At 73.1% G+C, this 16221-nt stretch carries 16 protein-coding genes; 8 read left to right on the forward strand and 8 right to left on the reverse strand.

What is annotated here, in order from left to right; all coding sequences use genetic code 11:
- Positions 1-67 precede the first annotated feature (67 nt).
- Both ABZ714_RS01545 and ABZ714_RS01550 read right to left on the reverse strand, forming a co-directional pair.
- Positions 68-541: a hypothetical protein gene (locus tag ABZ714_RS01545; RefSeq protein WP_358823082.1), complete on the reverse strand. Its 474-nt coding sequence runs from the start codon at positions 539-541 to the stop codon at positions 68-70.
- Positions 542-678: 137 nt separating this feature from the next.
- Entirely contained in the window at positions 679-1143 is a 465-nt protein-coding gene (locus tag ABZ714_RS01550) for a helix-turn-helix transcriptional regulator (RefSeq protein ID WP_358823083.1), read from the reverse strand.
- A 642-nt stretch (positions 1144-1785) separates the two neighbouring features.
- On the opposite strand from ABZ714_RS01550, the gene ABZ714_RS01555 reads away from it, so the two are divergent.
- Positions 1786-2715 (forward strand): 1-phosphofructokinase family hexose kinase, encoded by a 930-nt coding sequence (locus ABZ714_RS01555; RefSeq protein ID WP_358823084.1) that lies wholly within the window; start codon positions 1786-1788, stop codon positions 2713-2715.
- 19 nt (positions 2716-2734) lie between these two features.
- Positions 2735-3586: a class II fructose-bisphosphate aldolase gene (locus ABZ714_RS01560; RefSeq protein WP_358823085.1), complete on the forward strand. Its 852-nt coding sequence runs from the start codon at positions 2735-2737 to the stop codon at positions 3584-3586.
- A gap of 38 nt (positions 3587-3624) precedes the next feature.
- Here the strand turns inward: ABZ714_RS01560 and ABZ714_RS01565 are convergent, their stop codons facing one another.
- Positions 3625-4677, reverse strand: a complete 1053-nt coding sequence (locus tag ABZ714_RS01565; RefSeq protein WP_358823086.1) for a CBM35 domain-containing protein — start codon at positions 4675-4677, stop codon at positions 3625-3627.
- A 289-nt stretch (positions 4678-4966) separates the two neighbouring features.
- Positions 4967-6643, reverse strand: coding sequence for a diguanylate cyclase CdgB (cdgB, locus tag ABZ714_RS01570; protein ID WP_358823087.1), 1677 nt, complete (start codon positions 6641-6643; stop codon positions 4967-4969).
- 706 nt (positions 6644-7349) lie between these two features.
- Here cdgB and ABZ714_RS01575 point away from each other — a divergent pair.
- Together ABZ714_RS01575 and ABZ714_RS01580 are read left to right on the forward strand one after the other, a co-directional pair.
- A complete protein-coding gene (locus tag ABZ714_RS01575; RefSeq protein ID WP_358823236.1) occupies positions 7350-7823 on the forward strand; it encodes a flavin reductase family protein in 474 nt (157 codons plus the stop codon).
- A gap of 764 nt (positions 7824-8587) precedes the next feature.
- Positions 8588-9148: a hypothetical protein gene (locus ABZ714_RS01580; RefSeq protein WP_358823088.1), complete on the forward strand. Its 561-nt coding sequence runs from the start codon at positions 8588-8590 to the stop codon at positions 9146-9148.
- Here the strand turns inward: ABZ714_RS01580 and ABZ714_RS01585 are convergent.
- Positions 9105-9713 carry an ankyrin repeat domain-containing protein gene (locus tag ABZ714_RS01585; RefSeq protein WP_358823089.1) on the reverse strand — a complete coding sequence of 203 codons (609 nt, stop codon included), beginning with the start codon at positions 9711-9713 and terminating at the stop codon, positions 9105-9107. The genes ABZ714_RS01580 and ABZ714_RS01585 overlap by 44 nt on opposite strands.
- 274 nt (positions 9714-9987) lie before the next feature.
- A complete protein-coding gene (gene arfB, locus ABZ714_RS01590) occupies positions 9988-10419 on the reverse strand; it encodes an alternative ribosome rescue aminoacyl-tRNA hydrolase ArfB (RefSeq protein WP_358823090.1) in 432 nt (143 codons plus the stop codon).
- Positions 10420-10666: 247 nt separating this feature from the next.
- On the opposite strand from arfB, the gene ABZ714_RS01595 reads away from it, so the two are divergent.
- The gene (locus ABZ714_RS01595; RefSeq protein ID WP_358823091.1) at positions 10667-11242 is read left to right on the forward strand and encodes a TerD family protein; all 576 of its coding nucleotides are present in this window, start codon (positions 10667-10669) and stop codon (positions 11240-11242) included.
- 147 nt (positions 11243-11389) lie between these two features.
- Here the strand turns inward: ABZ714_RS01595 and ABZ714_RS01600 are convergent, their stop codons facing one another.
- Together ABZ714_RS01600 and ABZ714_RS01605 are read right to left on the reverse strand one after the other, a co-directional pair.
- Entirely contained in the window at positions 11390-12790 is a 1401-nt protein-coding gene (locus ABZ714_RS01600; RefSeq protein WP_358823237.1) for a M1 family metallopeptidase, read from the reverse strand.
- 179 nt (positions 12791-12969) lie between these two features.
- A complete protein-coding gene (locus ABZ714_RS01605; RefSeq protein WP_358823092.1) occupies positions 12970-13527 on the reverse strand; it encodes a heme-binding protein in 558 nt (185 codons plus the stop codon).
- Positions 13528-13933: 406 nt separating this feature from the next.
- Between ABZ714_RS01605 and ABZ714_RS01610 the strand changes: the two genes are divergently transcribed.
- The 3 genes from ABZ714_RS01610 (at position 13934) to ABZ714_RS01620 (ending at position 16189) form a co-directional block, all read left to right on the forward strand.
- Positions 13934-15079 (forward strand): sensor histidine kinase, encoded by a 1146-nt coding sequence (locus ABZ714_RS01610; protein WP_358823238.1) that lies wholly within the window; start codon positions 13934-13936, stop codon positions 15077-15079.
- Complete coding sequence (locus tag ABZ714_RS01615) at positions 15076-15711, forward strand: response regulator transcription factor (protein ID WP_358823093.1); 636 nt, start codon at positions 15076-15078, stop codon at positions 15709-15711. Before ABZ714_RS01610 ends, ABZ714_RS01615 begins: the two co-directional genes overlap by 4 nt.
- A gap of 70 nt (positions 15712-15781) precedes the next feature.
- Complete coding sequence (locus tag ABZ714_RS01620; protein ID WP_358823094.1) at positions 15782-16189, forward strand: RidA family protein; 408 nt, start codon at positions 15782-15784, stop codon at positions 16187-16189.
- Positions 16190-16221 lie beyond the last annotated feature (32 nt).

Consider the following 16221-nt stretch of genomic DNA (forward strand, 5'->3'; position numbering starts at 1 on the left):
GGTGAGCGGTCACGGCACGGCGGGGTGCCCCGGCCCGCATGCGCCGGGGCACCTGTGGAGGAACGATCTACTCAAAAACGAGGCAGCTGAACGTGTTGTTCAAGTTATTCCCACCCCAGGGCCGCAAATCCAGGGTCCAATACGCCTGACCGCCGAAAATGCGGAGATAGTCGCCGCCGCAGGCTCCGGTCGTGCTACCGATGGTGTACCCGACCACGGGACGAGTCCTCGTGTTCTGGGCGGAGTTGGCACCGTTGTCGACCGAGGTATTGGTGCCATCCCAGCGGTTGTCGCCGAGCCAACTGTTACTGGCGGTAAAATGGACCGTGTGACCGCTGAAGTGCTCACTGCCCCAGAGGTGGAGCGCACCCGCCTGCGCCGATACCGGCGCGCTGACCGCCGCCGCCGGAGCGGAGACGGAATCGACCCCGCCGGACTTGTCGGCCGCCACGGCCGACCCCGCCGTGGCCACTCCCATTCCCATGACCGCCAGCAGCGCGGCAGCCGCCGTCGCCTTCCTCGTCGCGATGCGATTCACCATGATCTCCTTATGAGTTCGGGCCCCTGCGGGCTCTGATCCCGAAACGAGCTAGGTGGTTCTTCGGGGCGACTCACACATTAGGGAGGCGGCGGGGAACCGAGTTGGCCGTCCGTGTGGAGAACTTGGCCGTGCGTGTATCACCTATCACCCGCCCCGGCCCGCTGCCGGAACGCCCGGGGGCTGATGCCGTACGCCTGGCGGAACGCCCGGCTGAAGGCGGCGCCGTCGGTGAAGCCCCACCGCACGGCGATGGCGTGGATGGGCTGCTGCCGTCGGTTGACGACGGCGAGGTCTGCCCGGCTCCGTTCGAGGCGGCGTCGGCGGATCCAGGCGGCGACGCCTTCCTCCTCCTGGTCGCGGAAGAGGGCGTAGAGGGTGCTGAGTGAGATGTGGTGGTGGTCCGCGACGATCTGCGGGGTGAGGTCGTGGTCCGCGAGACGGGTCTCGATGAACGAGCGGATATCCCGGAGGGTGACCCGGCCCGCGCCTCCGACCGCGCCTCCGACCGCTTCCCCGCCACCGGAATCGGCCCGTCGCGCTTCCGCCGCGTCTGGGCATTGGGCGAGAAACGCGGACATCACATCGAGCAGGGATTGCTGCAATGACCGCAATTCCGGTCGGGTGCAACCCGGGGCATGGGACTTCAACGCGCCCAGGAACTCGTTCAGAATGGCTTCGGAGCCTTGACGCGCCGGTCTGCGGCCACGGCCTCTCTTTTCTCCGCCGGCCGCGTCTTGCGTACAGAGTCGGGATCCGCCGAGCCGGACCGGATCACGGGAGTATCTGATATTTCCGCAACGCCGTCGGGACTTCTCCATTCACACTCCCAGGTAGTCGATTCGACGGGGGCCATCACGGCATCGAGTCCGGGACAGCGTTCCGCAGCCCCGTGCCCCTTGAAACCATGGCGGGAAACCGCGAACCCGGTATACGGGCCCGGAGGTGCGGTTATCACCGGCGCAGCGCCCCCCGCCATTACCCGGTGATGCCGGGGAGGAGCCCGCGAGCGCCGCCCCCCGAACCCCCCGAGGGCCCCTGCCCCAGCGGCTCGAAGGGCGCGGCGGTCCCCCGGGGCGAATCCCCCACAGAACCGCCCGAAAGGAAGTTTCGGATGGATCCGGCCGGACCACGGCACGGGGTCTGGGCCAACGGACCGCCGTTTGGCATGATCAGGACCTAGCCGGAATCCGAGCAGCGCCGGGTCAGCCCGAGCCGACCCGATGCCGATAGGGGTGGTGACTACGATGGCGATCCTGACCGTCACCCTGAACGCCGCCCTCGACATCACCTACCGGGTGCCCGTCCTCACCCCCCGCGCCTCGCATCGCGTCTCGGACGTCGTGGAGCGCCCCGGGGGCAAGGGCATCAACGTGGCCCGGGTGCTGGCCGCGCTCGGGTACGACACCGTCGTCACCGGGTTCGCCGGGGGACCCGCCGGGACGGTGCTGCGGCAGTTGCTCGCGCCGCTCGCGCCGTACGACGCGCTCGTCCCGGTCGCCCGGACCAGCCGTCGTACGGTCGCCGTCGTCGACGGGTCCGGCGGTGACACCACGCAGTTCAACGAGCCGGGGCCGCTGGTCTCGCCCGAGGAGTGGGCCCGGTTCACCGGGGTCTACGAGGCCCTGCTGAAGGATGCCGACGCGGTCGCCCTCTGCGGGAGTCTGCCGCCCGGGATCCATGTCGGCGCCTATGCCGAACTCGTCCGCCGGGCGCACGCCCACGATGTGCCCGTCGTCCTCGACACCGACGGCGAACCGTTGCGCCGGGGTATCGCGGCCCGGCCCGATCTGGTCAAGCCCAACGCCGACGAGCTGGCCGGGCTGACCGGTGCCCGGGAGCCGCTCCGGGCCGTGCTCGGGGCCCGGCGGCGGGGCGCGCGCGCCGTCGCCGCGTCCTTCGGGGCCGACGGGCTGCTCGCCGCCACGGCCGACGGCGTGTGGCGGGCCGCGCCGTCCGCGCCGGTCCGGGGCAATCCCACCGGGGCCGGTGACTCCGCGGTCGCCGCCCTGCTGGCGGGTCTGGTCGACGGGGTGCCGTGGCCCGAGCGGCTGGTACGGGCCGTGGCGCTCTCCGCGGCCACTGTTCTCGCCCCCGCGGCGGGCGAGTTCGACGCCGCGGCCTATGAGCGGCTGCTGACCGATGTCACCGTGGTGCGGCACACGGAGCCGAACTAGCGCGTACGCAAGGGGAGATATGCCCGTCGTCAGTACACGTGAGCTGGTCGAGACGGCCGTCGGCGCCGGGACCGGGGTGGCCGCGTTCAATGTGATCACGCTGGAGCACGCCGAGGCCGTCGCCGAGGGCGCCGAGCGCGCCGGGCGGCCCGCCGTCCTCCAGATCTCCGAGAACGCGGTCCGCTTCCACGGCGGCCGGCTCGCCCCGATCGCCGCCGCCACGCTCGCCGTGGCCCGCGCCTCCACCGCGCCCCTCGCGCTCCATCTCGATCATGTGGTCACCCCCGAGTTGCTGGAGGCGGCGCCCGGCGAGGGCTTCGGCTCGGTGATGTTCGACGCCTCCGCCCTGCCGTACGAGGAGAATCTGGCCGTCACCGCCCGGATGACCGCCTACGGGCACCGGCACGGGGTCTGGGTGGAGGCCGAGCTGGGGCGGGTCGGCGGCAAGGACGGCGAGCCGCCGCCGGGCGCCCATACCCCGGGGGTGCGGACCGACCCGGACGAGGCCGCCGCCTACGTGTCGAAGACCGGGATCGACGCGCTGGCCGTCGCCGTCGGCTCGTCGCACGCCATGACCGAGCGGACGGCGGCCCTCGACCACGGGCTGATCGCCCGGCTGCGGGCGGCGGTCCCCGTACCGCTGGTCCTGCACGGCTCGTCGGGCGTACCGGACGACGAGATCCGGGCGGCGATCGCCGCCGGGATGGTGAAGATCAATGTGGGGACGGCGCTGAACACCGCCTTCACGGGGGCGGTACGGGAGTATCTGGCCGCCCACCCCGGGACCGTCGACCCCCGGAAACACCTCGTCCCGGCTCGCGAGGCGATGGCCGGGACGGTGGCGGGCTTTCTGGGGCTGCTGCCGGGCTGAGACCTCGGGGGCGGCCCCGGGGTCTCCGACAAGGCCCGTCAGGGCTTGCGGACCTCCAGCCAGTCCAGGTTCACATCGCACTGGTCCCCGGTCTCGCAGGAGATCTTGATCTCGTTCTCGCCTTCCTTCAGCGAGACCGGCGCCCAGGTCGTCTGCCAGTTCTTGTCGAGCGCCGGGTCGCTGGAGCCGATGAAGTTCTTCAGCCCGATGGGGTTGGTGTTGGCCTTGCCGTTGATGGTCAGCGTGGCCAGCGCGTCCTTGGCGGGGATCGTGTAGCGGACGTAGAGCCGGTACTCCCCGGACTGCTGGATCTTCGCCTTCCAGCTCACGGACGAGCCGACCTGGTTGAACTGGGTGACATACGCACCGCCGGTGCCCTCGGCGCCCTCGATGGAGGTGTCCGTGGTGGCGTTGCCGCCGAGCTGGAGGGTGACCGCGTCCTGCTTGGGCAGCGGGCCGGTCTCCTCCTCCTTCTCCTTCTCCTTGTCGGGGTCCTTGCCCTTGTCGTCCGACGCGGAGGGCGCGGGGCTGGCGGGGCCGCCGACGGTCTGCTTGTCCTCCGAGGTGTCCTTGGGGGCGTCCTTGGTGATGATCGCGACGGTGATACCCACCACCACCACGGCGACGACCGCCACGGCACCGATCAGCAGGCCCTTGGTGTTGGGGCCGCGGCCCCGGCCGCCGGAGCCGTGGGCGCCGCCCGGGACGGTGGGCGGCCCGGAGCCGTGCCTGCCGGGTCCGGTGCCGCCGGGGTAGGTCTCGGGCGCCGCGTACTGCGCGGCGGGCTGCCCGTACGGCTGCTGCTGCCCGTACGCCTGCTGCTGGGGCGGCGGATAGCCGTACCCGGGCTGCTGCGGGGCCTGCTGCTGGTGGTGGCCGTACTGCCGCTCACCGACCGCCCTGACCTGGTTGTACGACGTTCTGGGGACGCCGGGCTGCGAGGCGGGCCCGGGGTAGCCGTAGCCCCCGCGCGCCTGGCCGGGCCTGGTCGCGCCCGCGGCCTGCCCGTCCTCGTACAGGTAGCCGAACGGGTCGTCGTCCTCGGGCGTGCTGCCGTTGGGCCTGCCTCCGCCGTTGTTCGCGGCCGTCATCCCTGTCACTCCTCACCATGTCGCCGGCGGTACGCCGACTCGGCGAGCCTACCCGGTTCGAATGAACCAATCGTTCGGTGTTGACCGCGATCGGTACGGACGGGACGGTCCCGGCCGGGCGCCCGCGCGCCCGCTTCTCCCACAGAGCGTACGGACGTTGGACGCCGGGTCAATGAGCGGATGGACACAGGACGGGTACAACGCGGGCACGGGCGGCGGACGGGACCACGGCGGGCGCGGAGCGCGTCCGGCCGGTCCCCGGCGCGCGCGGTGGTACGCCTCACCTCGGTCAGCCCGCGCGCCGGTGGACCTTGGAGCGCGACCGCTTCTCCTTGTACATCCGCTCGTCGGCCGAGGTCAGCACCTCGTCCACGGTCATACCGCAGCTCGCCCAGCCGATTCCGAAGCTGGCGCCGACCCGGACCGCCCGCCCGCCCGCCCGGATCGGCAGCACGATCGCGTTCCGCAGCCGGACCGCCAGGTCCTCGGCGTCCGCGATGCCGAGGCCGTCGGCGAGTACCACGAACTCGTCACCGCCCAGCCGGGCGACCGTGTCGCCCTCGCGGACGCCGGTGGTCAGCCGCCGGGCCACCTCGATCAGTACCTCGTCGCCCGCCTGGTGGCCGAACCGGTCATTGATCGACTTGAAGCCGTCGAGATCGCAGAAGAGGACCGCGAGCCCCTTCGTACCGTCCTCGGCGCCGCCCTCGGGCACCGTGATGTGCACATGGTGGTCGTAGGGGTGGCCCGCCTGGCCGAAGGCGTAGCCCTCGGTGTTGAAGATCGCCTCGGTGTCGGCGTCGTGGTCGTAGTCGAAGTCGTAGGCGCCCTCGTACTCGTAGTCGTACGCGCCCTCCCCGGCCGGGCGGCCCTGCGGCGCCTGGGGCCGGTCGCAGAGCTTGGCGCTGAGCCGGGAGCGGAGTTCGGCGCTGTTGGGCAGGCCGGTCAGGGCGTCGTGCGAGGCGCGGTGCGCCAGCGCCAGTTCATGGCGCTTGCGGTCCTCTATGTCCTCGACATGGGTGAGCAGGAAGCGGGGGCCGTCGGCGGTGTCGGCGACGACGGAGTTGCGGAGGGAGACCCAGACATAGCTGCTGTCCCGCCGCCCGAGGCGTATCTCGGCCCGGCCGCCCTCGGCGGAGGTGCGCAGCAGGGTGCCGACGTCCTCGGGGTGGACCAGGTCGGCGAAGGAGTAGCGGCGCAGTACGGAGGCGGGGCGGCCGAGGAGGCGGCAGAGCGCGTCATTGGTCCGGAGCAGCCGTCCGTGCTGGTCGCCGCCCATCTCGGCGATGGCCATCCCGCTGGGGGCGTACTCGAACGCCTGCCGGAAGGACTCCTCACTGGCCCGGAGCGCCTGCTGTTCGCGTTCCAGCCGGACGAGTGCCCTTTGCATGTTTGCTCGCAGCCGGGCGTTGCTGATCGCGATGCCCGCCTGGGAGGCGTACATCTGGAGGGCTTCCTGGCCCCAGGGGCCGGGGCGGCGGCCGTTGCGGGGCCGGTCGACCGAGATCACGCCGAGCAGCTCGCGGTTGCCGCCGGAGCCGCGCATGGGCGCGTAGAGCCGGTCGCGGGGGTGCCATTCGTCCTCGAACCGGGGCTCGGGGCCCTCGGTGTGCCACTGCGGGACGTCGTCCTCGATCAGCACCCAGCCCTCGGTGTGCGGGATGAACCGCAGATCGCCCCATGCCTCGCCCATGGAGAGCCGCCGGTCCCAGGAGGCCCGGGGGCCGACCCGGCCGGTCATCAGGGCCTCTGCGGCGGAGCTTCCGGCGAAGGCGGCGACGACGAGATCGCCGTCGGAGCGGACGAGGTTGACGCAGGCGAGTTCGTAGCCGAGGCCGGACACGACGCCGTCGGCCACGTTCTGGAGCGTGTCGGCGAGGCTGCCGGCTCCGGTGAGTTCAGCCACCACCTTGTGCAGCTGCCGCAAGGTCGCAAGGCGGACGTAGGGCTCCGACTCGGTCTCCATGCTCGCTCTCCCCGAGACCTCGACAGCAGACTCCAGGTATCTCTTCGGCCTTCGTGTTGCGGTCTTCATACGGTCGTTCCACGCCGGTTCGCCGATGTGGTTTCCCGGCCACTGAATCACAGCGAGCTGTCCACTCGGTACACAGGGTCAACAAATACCGCCCTCTGTGACTCAAGTCACATGGAATGATGAGAGTATCCCGGTTGTACGGGGATGTGCTTTTGGCCTTTACCAGCGTTTTCGGAGTGCAAATCGGTTCTGTGTACGGAGGGTGATGGGGGCGTACGGGAGCGTGTCCCGGGGCGCTCCCGGGGGCGCCCGGAGCGTGTGCGGGGAGGAGCTTCCGGGGGCCTCCGCGGGGCTCCAGGGGCCGCAGGGCCGGGTTCCGGGCCCGGCGGGTCCGCCGCCCCGTGACGGCCGGGACACCGGTTTCGTACGGGGCTTGAGAGGCGGCGAACCACCAACGAATCACTGTCGAATCACCGACGAATCACTGCCGGACCACCGGCGAACCGCCCCCGAACCGCGCCGGGACCTTGGTCCTAGGACCAACGCAGCCCCCGGGGCCCGATGCGGCGCGCCGTTTCGTCCGGTTAGCGTTCCGTGTGTGTTGCATACGACTCCCCCCGGCCCCGCCGCCGGACATGTTCCGGCCCCCGGTGTCCCCCATGCTGAGGGGGTGAGCAACGACGACTTCCGGGCCGCCATGTCCCGGCTGGCGGCGGGCGTGGTGCTGGTGACCGCGTTCGACGAGGACGCCGGACCGCACGGCGAGGACGCCGGGATGACGGCGACCGCCTTCGTCTCGGTCTCCCTCGATCCGCCGCTGGTGATGGTCAGTCTGCGCAACGGCTCCCGGATGGACGACCTGCTCGACGAACAGCCCCTCTGGGCGGTGTCGGTGCTCTCCGAGAGCCAGCGGCACATCGCGGGCCGGTTCGCGATGAAGGGGCGGCTGAGCGACCGGCTCCTCTTCGAGGACATCCCGTACCGGCGGGGCGAGATCAGCGGCTCACCGCTGGTCGGCGGCGCGCTGGCGACCCTGGAGTGCCGGACCGAGCAGCGGGTGGTCGCGGGCGATCACACCCTCGTCATCGGGCGGGTGCTGTCGGTGGGGCTGCCGAGCGCGGAGGGCGGCCCGCTGATGTACTTCCGCGGCCGGTACCGGCACCTGAGCTGACGGGCGGGCAGGATGGGCCGCGCGGGGGTGCCGCCGGGCCGTGGCGCCTTCGTACCGCCGTGCCTCCGTACCGCCGTGCCGTGGCGCCTTCGGACTGTTGTGGCCCGGTGCCGGCATGACACCGCCCCGCACCCGTTCCCGCGAGCGGCATCAGCCGAACCGGAACCCTAAACGGAACCCGGTCCCGGGCCGGACGAAGAGCCACGCGCCACCGTCGCGGCCGGGGCGGCACCCGCCGTCGCCGGGCGGAGCACCAGGTCGGGAAGTCCGGCGAATACCCCTGCGGCGGGGCCGGATCGAGGAGCATCCGCAGCGTGCCGCCCAGTTCGGAACCGCCCCGGCCCCGCCGCTCGGCACTGATCCCGGCCCTGGCCCCGGTACTGGCTCTCGGTCCGGAGGGCGGTCGGCCGGCCGGGACCGCTCCCCGTCTCGTACCGCCGCCGCCGGCCGCCCGGCCGCCGACCGGGCCCGTACCGGAATCACCTCCGGAACGACTTCCTGGGGTGCCGCCCAGCACGTCCGACGAATCGGCGGCACGAACAGTCCCCTCCGATCACGCGGTTGTCGCGGGCCGCGGGCGTCGGCCTCCGCGACGGCGGCCGGAACAGATGGGGCGTGTCCGGGTACGGCTGCCCGCACCACGGTCCCCGGCCGGGACGGCGTCCACCTGCTGAACCGGATGAACGCGCCGTGCCTCGGCACCGGCTGGGGAGGTCCGGTAAAACCACGGGCCCGGACCGGGGCCGGGCTGGTGAACTGACCGGATGCTGGTGACCCTGGTTCTGCTCGCCGCCCTGGCGTCGACCGTGTACTTATTCGCCCGGAGCGTCGGGGCGGCCCTCGACGTCCGCCGGTCGCGGGGGCCCGACGCGGGCGCGTCGCTGCTGTCCTCCGCCGCCGCGTTGACGGGCGCCGCGGCGGCCGGTGTCTACGCCTGGGGCATGCTCGGCGCCGTCGCGGCCACCCTGGACGCGGCCGACACCGGCGGCGGCCCGGCGCCCCTGCGGGTCTGCCCGACCGAGACCGCGGAATCCCTCGCCGAGCACGGCGTCGAGTTCCTGCCGCTGCGCTATGTCTGCGAGACGGAGGACGGGGCGACGTACGTCACCGACGACGTACCCGGCTATGTGACGCCGGTGGCGCTCTCCTTCGCCACGGCCTCCGTCGTCCTGACGTTCGCGGCCCGCCGTATCAGAGGCTCCCGGGATGCCCGGGGCGCACGGGACCTGCGGGACTTATGGGCCGACGTGGACACCGCCCACGGCTCCGGGGGCGACGGACCTACTCCGCCGGAGCCGCCTCCAGCAGGGCCGCGATCTCCGTGAACCCACGCCTGCGGGCGTGCCGCAGCGGGGTGACGCCGTCCGCGTCCGGCAGTCCGGGAGTGGCGCCCGCCGCGAGCAGGATCCGTACGACCTGCTGGTGCGCGGGCCCGCCGTCGCCGAGGAGTACCGCCTCCAGCAGGGCCGTCCACCCCAGGTCGTTGACATGGTCGACGTCGATCCCGGTCTCGGTCAGCACGGCCCGGACGTACGCCACGTGCCCCCGCTCGGCCGCCGGGATCAGGGACACCCCGCCGAAGCGGTTCCGCAGTCCGACGTCCGGGTTCGCGGGCAGCAGGGCCCGCATCATCGCCACACTGCCGGTAACCCCCGTCACCAGCCACGGGCTGTCGTGCCTGGTGTCCTGGGCGTCGGGATCGGCACCGGCCGCGACCAGGACACGGGCGGCCTCGACATGGTCGCCGACGGCCGCGAGCAGCAGCGGGGTACGCAGCTCCGCGTCCCTGACGTCGGGATCGGCGCCCTCGGCGAGCGCGGCCCGTACGGCGGTGGCGTCCCCGCGCCGGGCGGCGTCGAGGAGCGCGGCGGCGGCGGTGTCGGCGGTCATCTGCGGACTCCTGGTCGTCGGGTCGGTGCCCGGTGACCCGCGCGCCGTACCTCCCACTGTGCGCCCCGGCGGCCCCGGACGCGGTCGCCGCACCGGCCACCGGGCGCGGCCCACCCGGCGGACCACGGTGTCGTCCGATCGTCGGATGCGCGGCGGGCGGCGAGCAGCGAGCGGTGGTGTACGGGCGCCGTGGCGGGCCAGCGGGGCAGACGGTCGGACGCGGCGGGCGGAAGGCGTCGGTGTACGGGTGCCCCGGCGGGTCGGGGCGGCCCGGTCAGGACCAGTCGTTACGGGACGACCGGCCGCGCTTCGTCTCCGAGCGCTGCTTCTTCTCCCGCAGCCGCCGCTCGTTCAGCCCGCGCGGAATCCGCGTGGGTCGGCGCGGCTTGGGCGGCGGAGCCGTCGCCTCGGCGAGCAGCGCGGCCAGCCGGACCGCCGCCGTCTCCCGGTTGCGCCACTGGGAGCGGTGCTCGGAGGCCCGGACGGAGATCACGCCGCCGACCAGCCGCCCGGCGAGCCGGTCCAGCGCCCGTTCCTTCCAGACCGGGGGCAGCGCGTCCGTGGCCGCGAGGTCGAACCGCAGCTCGACCTGCGAGTCGCTGGTATTTACATGTTGTCCGCCCGGCCCCGACGATCTGGAGAAACGCCACATCAGCTCGGCCTCCGGAAGGGAGACCGAGCCGCGGATGACATAGGGCCCGGACATGCCCCCATGATCCCGCGCCGACCCCGGATCCGTCATCCCGCTTTTCCGCCGCCCCCGGAACACCCCTGGCGGGCCCGGGAACGGAGGGGACGGATGTGGAACCCGGTACCGGTCTGTCGGCGTGATGGGGGTCAGAGGTAGTTTCGGACGGGGACCGGCCCACCCGATCCGGGACGAATCGTTTCGGGGCGGCGGCCGGGCCCGGGCACGACGACGCGCACACAGCTCACAAAAGGGGATGTCCCACATGGCAGTAAGCCTGACCAAGGGCGGCAACGTATCGCTGACCAAGGAGGCGCCGGGTCTGACCGCCGTCACCGTCGGCCTCGGCTGGGACGTCCGTACGACCACGGGCACGGACTTCGACCTCGACGCCTCCGCGATCGCGGTGAACCCGGCGGGCACGGTCGTCTCCGGCAGCCACTTCGTCTTCTTCAACAACCGGGCGACGCCGGACCAGACCATCGTCCACACCGGCGACAACCGCACCGGTGAGGGCGGCGGCGACGACGAGCAGATCAATGTCAACCTCGCGGGCCTGCCCGCCGATGTCGACAAGATCGTCTTCCCGGTCTCGATCTACGACGCGGTGACCCGCAGCCAGAACTTCGGCCAGGTCCGGAACGCGTACATCCGGATCATCAACCAGGCCGGTGGCGCCGAGATCGCCCGCTACGACCTGAGCGAGGACGCCGCGGTGGAGACCGCGATGGTCTTCGGCGAGCTGTACCGCAACGGCGCGGAGTGGAAGTTCCGCGCGGTCGGCCAGGGCTACGCGTCGGGCCTGGAGGGCATCGCGCGGGACTTCGGCGTCGCGCTCTGACGCCACGCCCCCCCGGCGCCGCGCCTTCGGCGGCGAGTCGGCCCCGCTCCAGCCCGTCGCCCGGGCGGGGCGGGGCCTTCGCGTCTTCGCGTCTCCGTGTCCTCGCGTCTTCGCGTCTTCGCGTCCTGGCATACGGGGACACCCCGTTCAGGGCTTGGCCGGGCGCCCGTCGCCGTACAGCCAGACGTCCCACACCTTCCCCAGGTCCTTCCCGGACACCCGCTCCGCGTAGGCGGTGAAGTCGGCGGTCGAGGCGTTGCCGTGCCGGTGGACGGTCGGCCAGCCGCGCAGCATTTCGAAGAAGTCCCGGTCGCCGACCGCCCGCCGCACCTGGTGCAGCACCATCGCGCCCCGCCCGTAGACCGGCGCCTCCGTGAGCTGCGCCGGGGACGGCGGCTTCGCGGGCGGAAAGGCCCAGTTGGTGTCGTCGTCGAACGCCTCCGCGAAGGAGTCCCCGGCCGGGACGCCCTCGCGGTCCTCGGCCCAGAGCCATTCGGCGTAGGTGGCGAAGCCCTCGTTGAGCCAGATGTCCTGCCAGGTGGCCGGGGAGACGGAGTTCCCGTACCACTGGTGGGCCAGTTCGTGGACGACGGTCGTCACGTCGAACATCCCGGCCGGGACGACGGGCCGGTTCTGGGTCTCCAGGGCGTACCCGGCGATACCGTCCGGGACGGCGATCACCCCGGCGGACGAGAACGGATACGGCCCGAACCGTCCGGCGGCCCACTCCAGGAACTCCGGCACCCGCTTCGCCACCCCCTCGGTGGCGCGGGCGACGGACCTGTCGGCGGCGCTGACGACGGGCAGCCCGTCGGCGGTCCCGGCCCGGGTGATCGCGTACGGCCCGATGACGAGGGTCGCCAGATAGGACGCCATGGGCTCGGCGGAGCGCCAGACGAAGGTGGTGTCGTCGCGGCCGGTGGCGGACTCGCGGACGAGTTCGCCGTTGGAGACGGCGGTGACGCCCCGGGGCACGGTGACCGCCAGTTCGTAGGCGGCCTTGTCGCTCGGATGGTGGTTCCCCGGGAACCAGGCGGCCGACCCGGCGGGCTCCCCGAGCGCCACGGCCCCGGTAGCGGTCCGCAGCCAGCCCTCCTCGGAGCCGTCGGGGTCGGTGACGGCCCTCGGCAGCCCGGAGTAGCGGACGACGGTACGGAAGTCGGCGCCGCGCCGGATGTCGTCCCGGGGCCGGATCGTCAGCTCGTCCCCGGCCCGGCGCGCGGCGGCCGGCGCGCCGTCCACGGTCACCCCGTCGACGGTCAGCCGGCGCAGATCGAGATTGAAGGCGCTCAGCTCCCGGTCCGCGCGGGCCAGGATCTCGGCGGTCCCGACGAGCCGCCCGGAGGCGGGGTCGTAGTCGAGGGCGAGGCGGTAGCGCCGTACGTCGTAGCCGCCGTTGCCGAGCTTGGGAAAGAGGGGATCGCGCACTCCGGCGGCCCCGGGCTCGCCCCGCACCCCGCCCAGCTCACCGACCGTACATCCGCCGCCGCCCACCGCCACGACGGCCGCGCCCAGCACGGCCCCCACGACCCGCACCCACCGAGGCATCCGCAGCATGCCGGGATCCTAGGCCGCGCCCCGCCTCGCGAAACCCCCGTAAGGGGCGGGGCGGGCCGCGGTAAGGCGGTCGGCCGATGTCGTGGATACGGTCCACGACCGGCAAAGACACGGCGGCCCGGTGGGGGAACCCCGGCCGCCGCGCCCCGTACCGCCGCCCGGCGGGCGGGTCAGCGGCCCAGGGCCGCCGCGCCCGCCTTGGCGAACTCCTCGTCCTGCGCGCCGCTCGGGGCGCCCGCGACGCCGATGCCCGCGATCGGGGCGCCCTTCGCCTGGACGGGGGTGCCGCCGCCGAGGAAGAGGGTGCCGGGGATGTCCTTCAGGTTCGGGGTCGACTCCAGCCGCTTGACCAGCTCGGACGTCGGGGCGTTCCACGACACGGCGGTGAACGCCTTCTTCTCGGCGGACTCGTAGGACTGCGGGCCCGCGCCGTCGCCGCGCAGGGTGACGATGGTGTTGCCGTTGCGGTCGACCACGGCGACCGTCACCCGCTGGCCGGAGCGCTCGGCGGCGTCCAGGGCGGCCCGCGCGGCCTTGGTCGCGGCGTCGATCGTGAGGTGGGTGGTCTGCTGGAGGTTGCGGTTGTGGGTGTCGGCCTTGACCGCGGCGCGGGACTCGGCGGCCGGGGCGGACGCGTTCGCGGACACCGCGCCGAACGTTCCGGCGCTGATCGCGGCGGCGGCGACGGTACCGGCGACGACACGGGCGCGGATCGACATCTTCTTCATGGGACCTGACTCCTGGCTGCGGTGGTTCCTGCGGTTCGCGGGCCGGTCGACCCGTCTGCCATCGATCCTCCGGGCGGAACCGGGCCCCGGCCGTCGGCGTACCGGGTCGTCGCCGCGTGCATGATGGAGGACGGCCGGGTCGACCGATCGGCTGATGCGGCCGGGTCCCGGCCGGGTCACGATGCGAGTGGGCCTTGTCGCGCGCACCCGCGCCCCGCCCCCGTAAGAACCCGGCCGTACGAAACCAGCCGTACGAACCCGGCGCTACGAGCACACCAGGACGACCAGCATGCGGCGTGAGACCGGACCCGGAACCAGCACCGGCCCCGGACCCGGACCCGACGACCCCCGGCCCGCGGTCACCGACCGGGGCGCGCGCCGGGACGACCGGCGGCTCGACGCCCTGATGAACATCGCGTTCCTCACCCTCCTCGGCGGCGCGCTGCTCCGGTTCGTCCTCAACCACCCCGACAGCCCCCGGCTCCCCTGGGTGACCGGCCTCGCCGCCGCCCTCGCCGTACTCCAGCTCGCGGCGCCCCGGCTCGCCGCGCCCCTCGGCCCGGCCGGGGCGCGCCGGGCCGAGCCGGCCGGGTTCGGGCTGACCGTCGGCTGCTGGGTGGTGATCGTGCTGCTGGCGCCGAGCTTCGCGTGGTGTGCCGTACCGCTGATCTACACCGGGCTGCGGACCCTGCCCGCGCCCGCCGCGATCGCGCTCGTCGGCGTACTGACGGCCCTCGTCGTCTACGCGGAATGGCAGCTGCGGCACGGTCTCGACCCGAATCTGTTCCTGCTGCCGCCGACCGTGGCGGCCCTGGCGACCGGCGTCTTCCTCCATATGCGCCGCCAGGCCGACCGGCTCCAGGCCCTGGTCGACGATCTGATCAGGACCCGGCGCGAGCTGGCCGCCACCGAACGCCGCGAGGGCACCCTCGCCGAACGGCAGCGGCTCTCCATGGAGATCCACGACACGCTCGCCCAGAGCCTGTCCAGCCAGCAGATGCTGCTCCAGGCCGCGGAACGGACCTGGGACAGCGACCCGGGGGCCGCCCGGGGCCATGTCCGTACCGCCGAGTCCATCGCGGAGCGCAGCCTCACCGAGGCGCGCCGCTTCGTCCACGACCTGGCCCCCGCCGACCTGGCGGCGGGCGGCGGACTGGCGCAGGCCCTGCGGGTACTCGCCGACCGGGAGTCGTCCGGCGCGCTACGGGTCCGGCTGCTGGTCGACGGCGCCCCGGCGGTCCCGCTGCCGGACCGGACGCAGTCGGCGCTGCTGCGGATCGCGCAGGGCGCGCTGGCCAACGCCCGGGAGCACGCGGACGCGTCGCTCGCCACGATCACCCTGACCCACCTCGACGACCAGGTCGTGCTCGACGTCGCCGACGACGGCCGGGGCTTGCCGCCCGCCGCCGCGGAAGCCCCGCCCGGCGTCCGCGGCCACGGCATCGCCGCGATGCGGGCCCGGGCCGGGCAGCTCGGCGGCGTCCTCACCATCGAGTCCGTGCCCGGTGAGGGCACGGTCGTCTCCGCCGCGATCCCCCTGGAGCCCCAGTGACCCCCCGAGACACCGTTGTACGGATCCTGCTCTGCGACGACCACGCGGTGGTACGGGCCGGGCTGCTCGCCCTCCTCGGCAGCACGCCCGACATCGAGGTCGTCGGCGAGGCGGGCAGCGGCGAGGAGGCCGTCGCGATGGCCGGGAAGCTCCGCCCCGACGTGGTGCTGATGGACCTCCAGCTCGGCGCCGGGATCGACGGGGTGGAGGCCACCCGCCGGATCGCCTCCCCCGACGTCCACGTCCTGGTCCTGACGACGTACGACACGGACGCCGACATCACCCGCGCCATCGAGGCGGGCGCCACCGGCTATCTGCTGAAGGCGGAGCGCCCGGAGGAGCTGTTCACCGCGATCCACTCGGCGGCCCAGGGCCGTACGGCGCTGTCGGCCCCGGTCGCGTCCCGCGTGATGGACCGCATGCGCGGCACGGGCACCCCCACGCTCACCGACCGCGAGACGGACATCCTGGGCCAGCTCTCGCGTGGCCTCGGCAACCGGGAGATCGCCCGCGCGCTCTTCATCAGCGAGGCCACGGTGAAGACACATCTGGGCCGGATCTACGCGAAGCTCGGCGTCGACACGCGCGCGGGCGCGGTGGCGGTGGCGAAGGAACGACGGCTGCTGCCGTAGCCCGCCGGGGGCGGCGGGGCGGGTGGTCCTAGTGGTTTCAACAGCCCCGCCGTACGGGGATCTTGAGCTGATGGAACAGATACGCCACAACGTCCCCTCCGGCTCACCTTTCGAGGCGGCCATCGGCTTCTCCCGGGCCGTGCGGAAGGGATCCCATGTCGCGGTCGCCGGTACGGCGCCGATCGGGGAGGACGGCAGGACGGTCGCGCCGGGGGACGCGTACGCGCAGACCGTGCGGTGCCTGGACATCGCGGAGGCGGCGCTGAAGGCGGCGGGCGGGTCGGCGGCCGATGTCGTACGGACCCGGATCATGCTCACGGACATCTCGGTCTGGCGGGACGCGGCCCGCGCCCACGGCGAGCGATTCGGGGAGATCCGGCCCGCGTGCACCTTCGTCGAGGTGTCCCGGTTCATCGAGCCGGAGTGGCTGGTGGAGATCGAGGTGGACGCGGTACTCGACGAGGGCGCGGCGGGCTGACGGGGCGGGCCGGGGGCGGCTGGATGTCCCGG

The organism is Streptomyces sp. NPDC006798 (assembly GCF_040635975.1).
Lineage (GTDB): Bacteria > Actinomycetota > Actinomycetes > Streptomycetales > Streptomycetaceae > Streptomyces.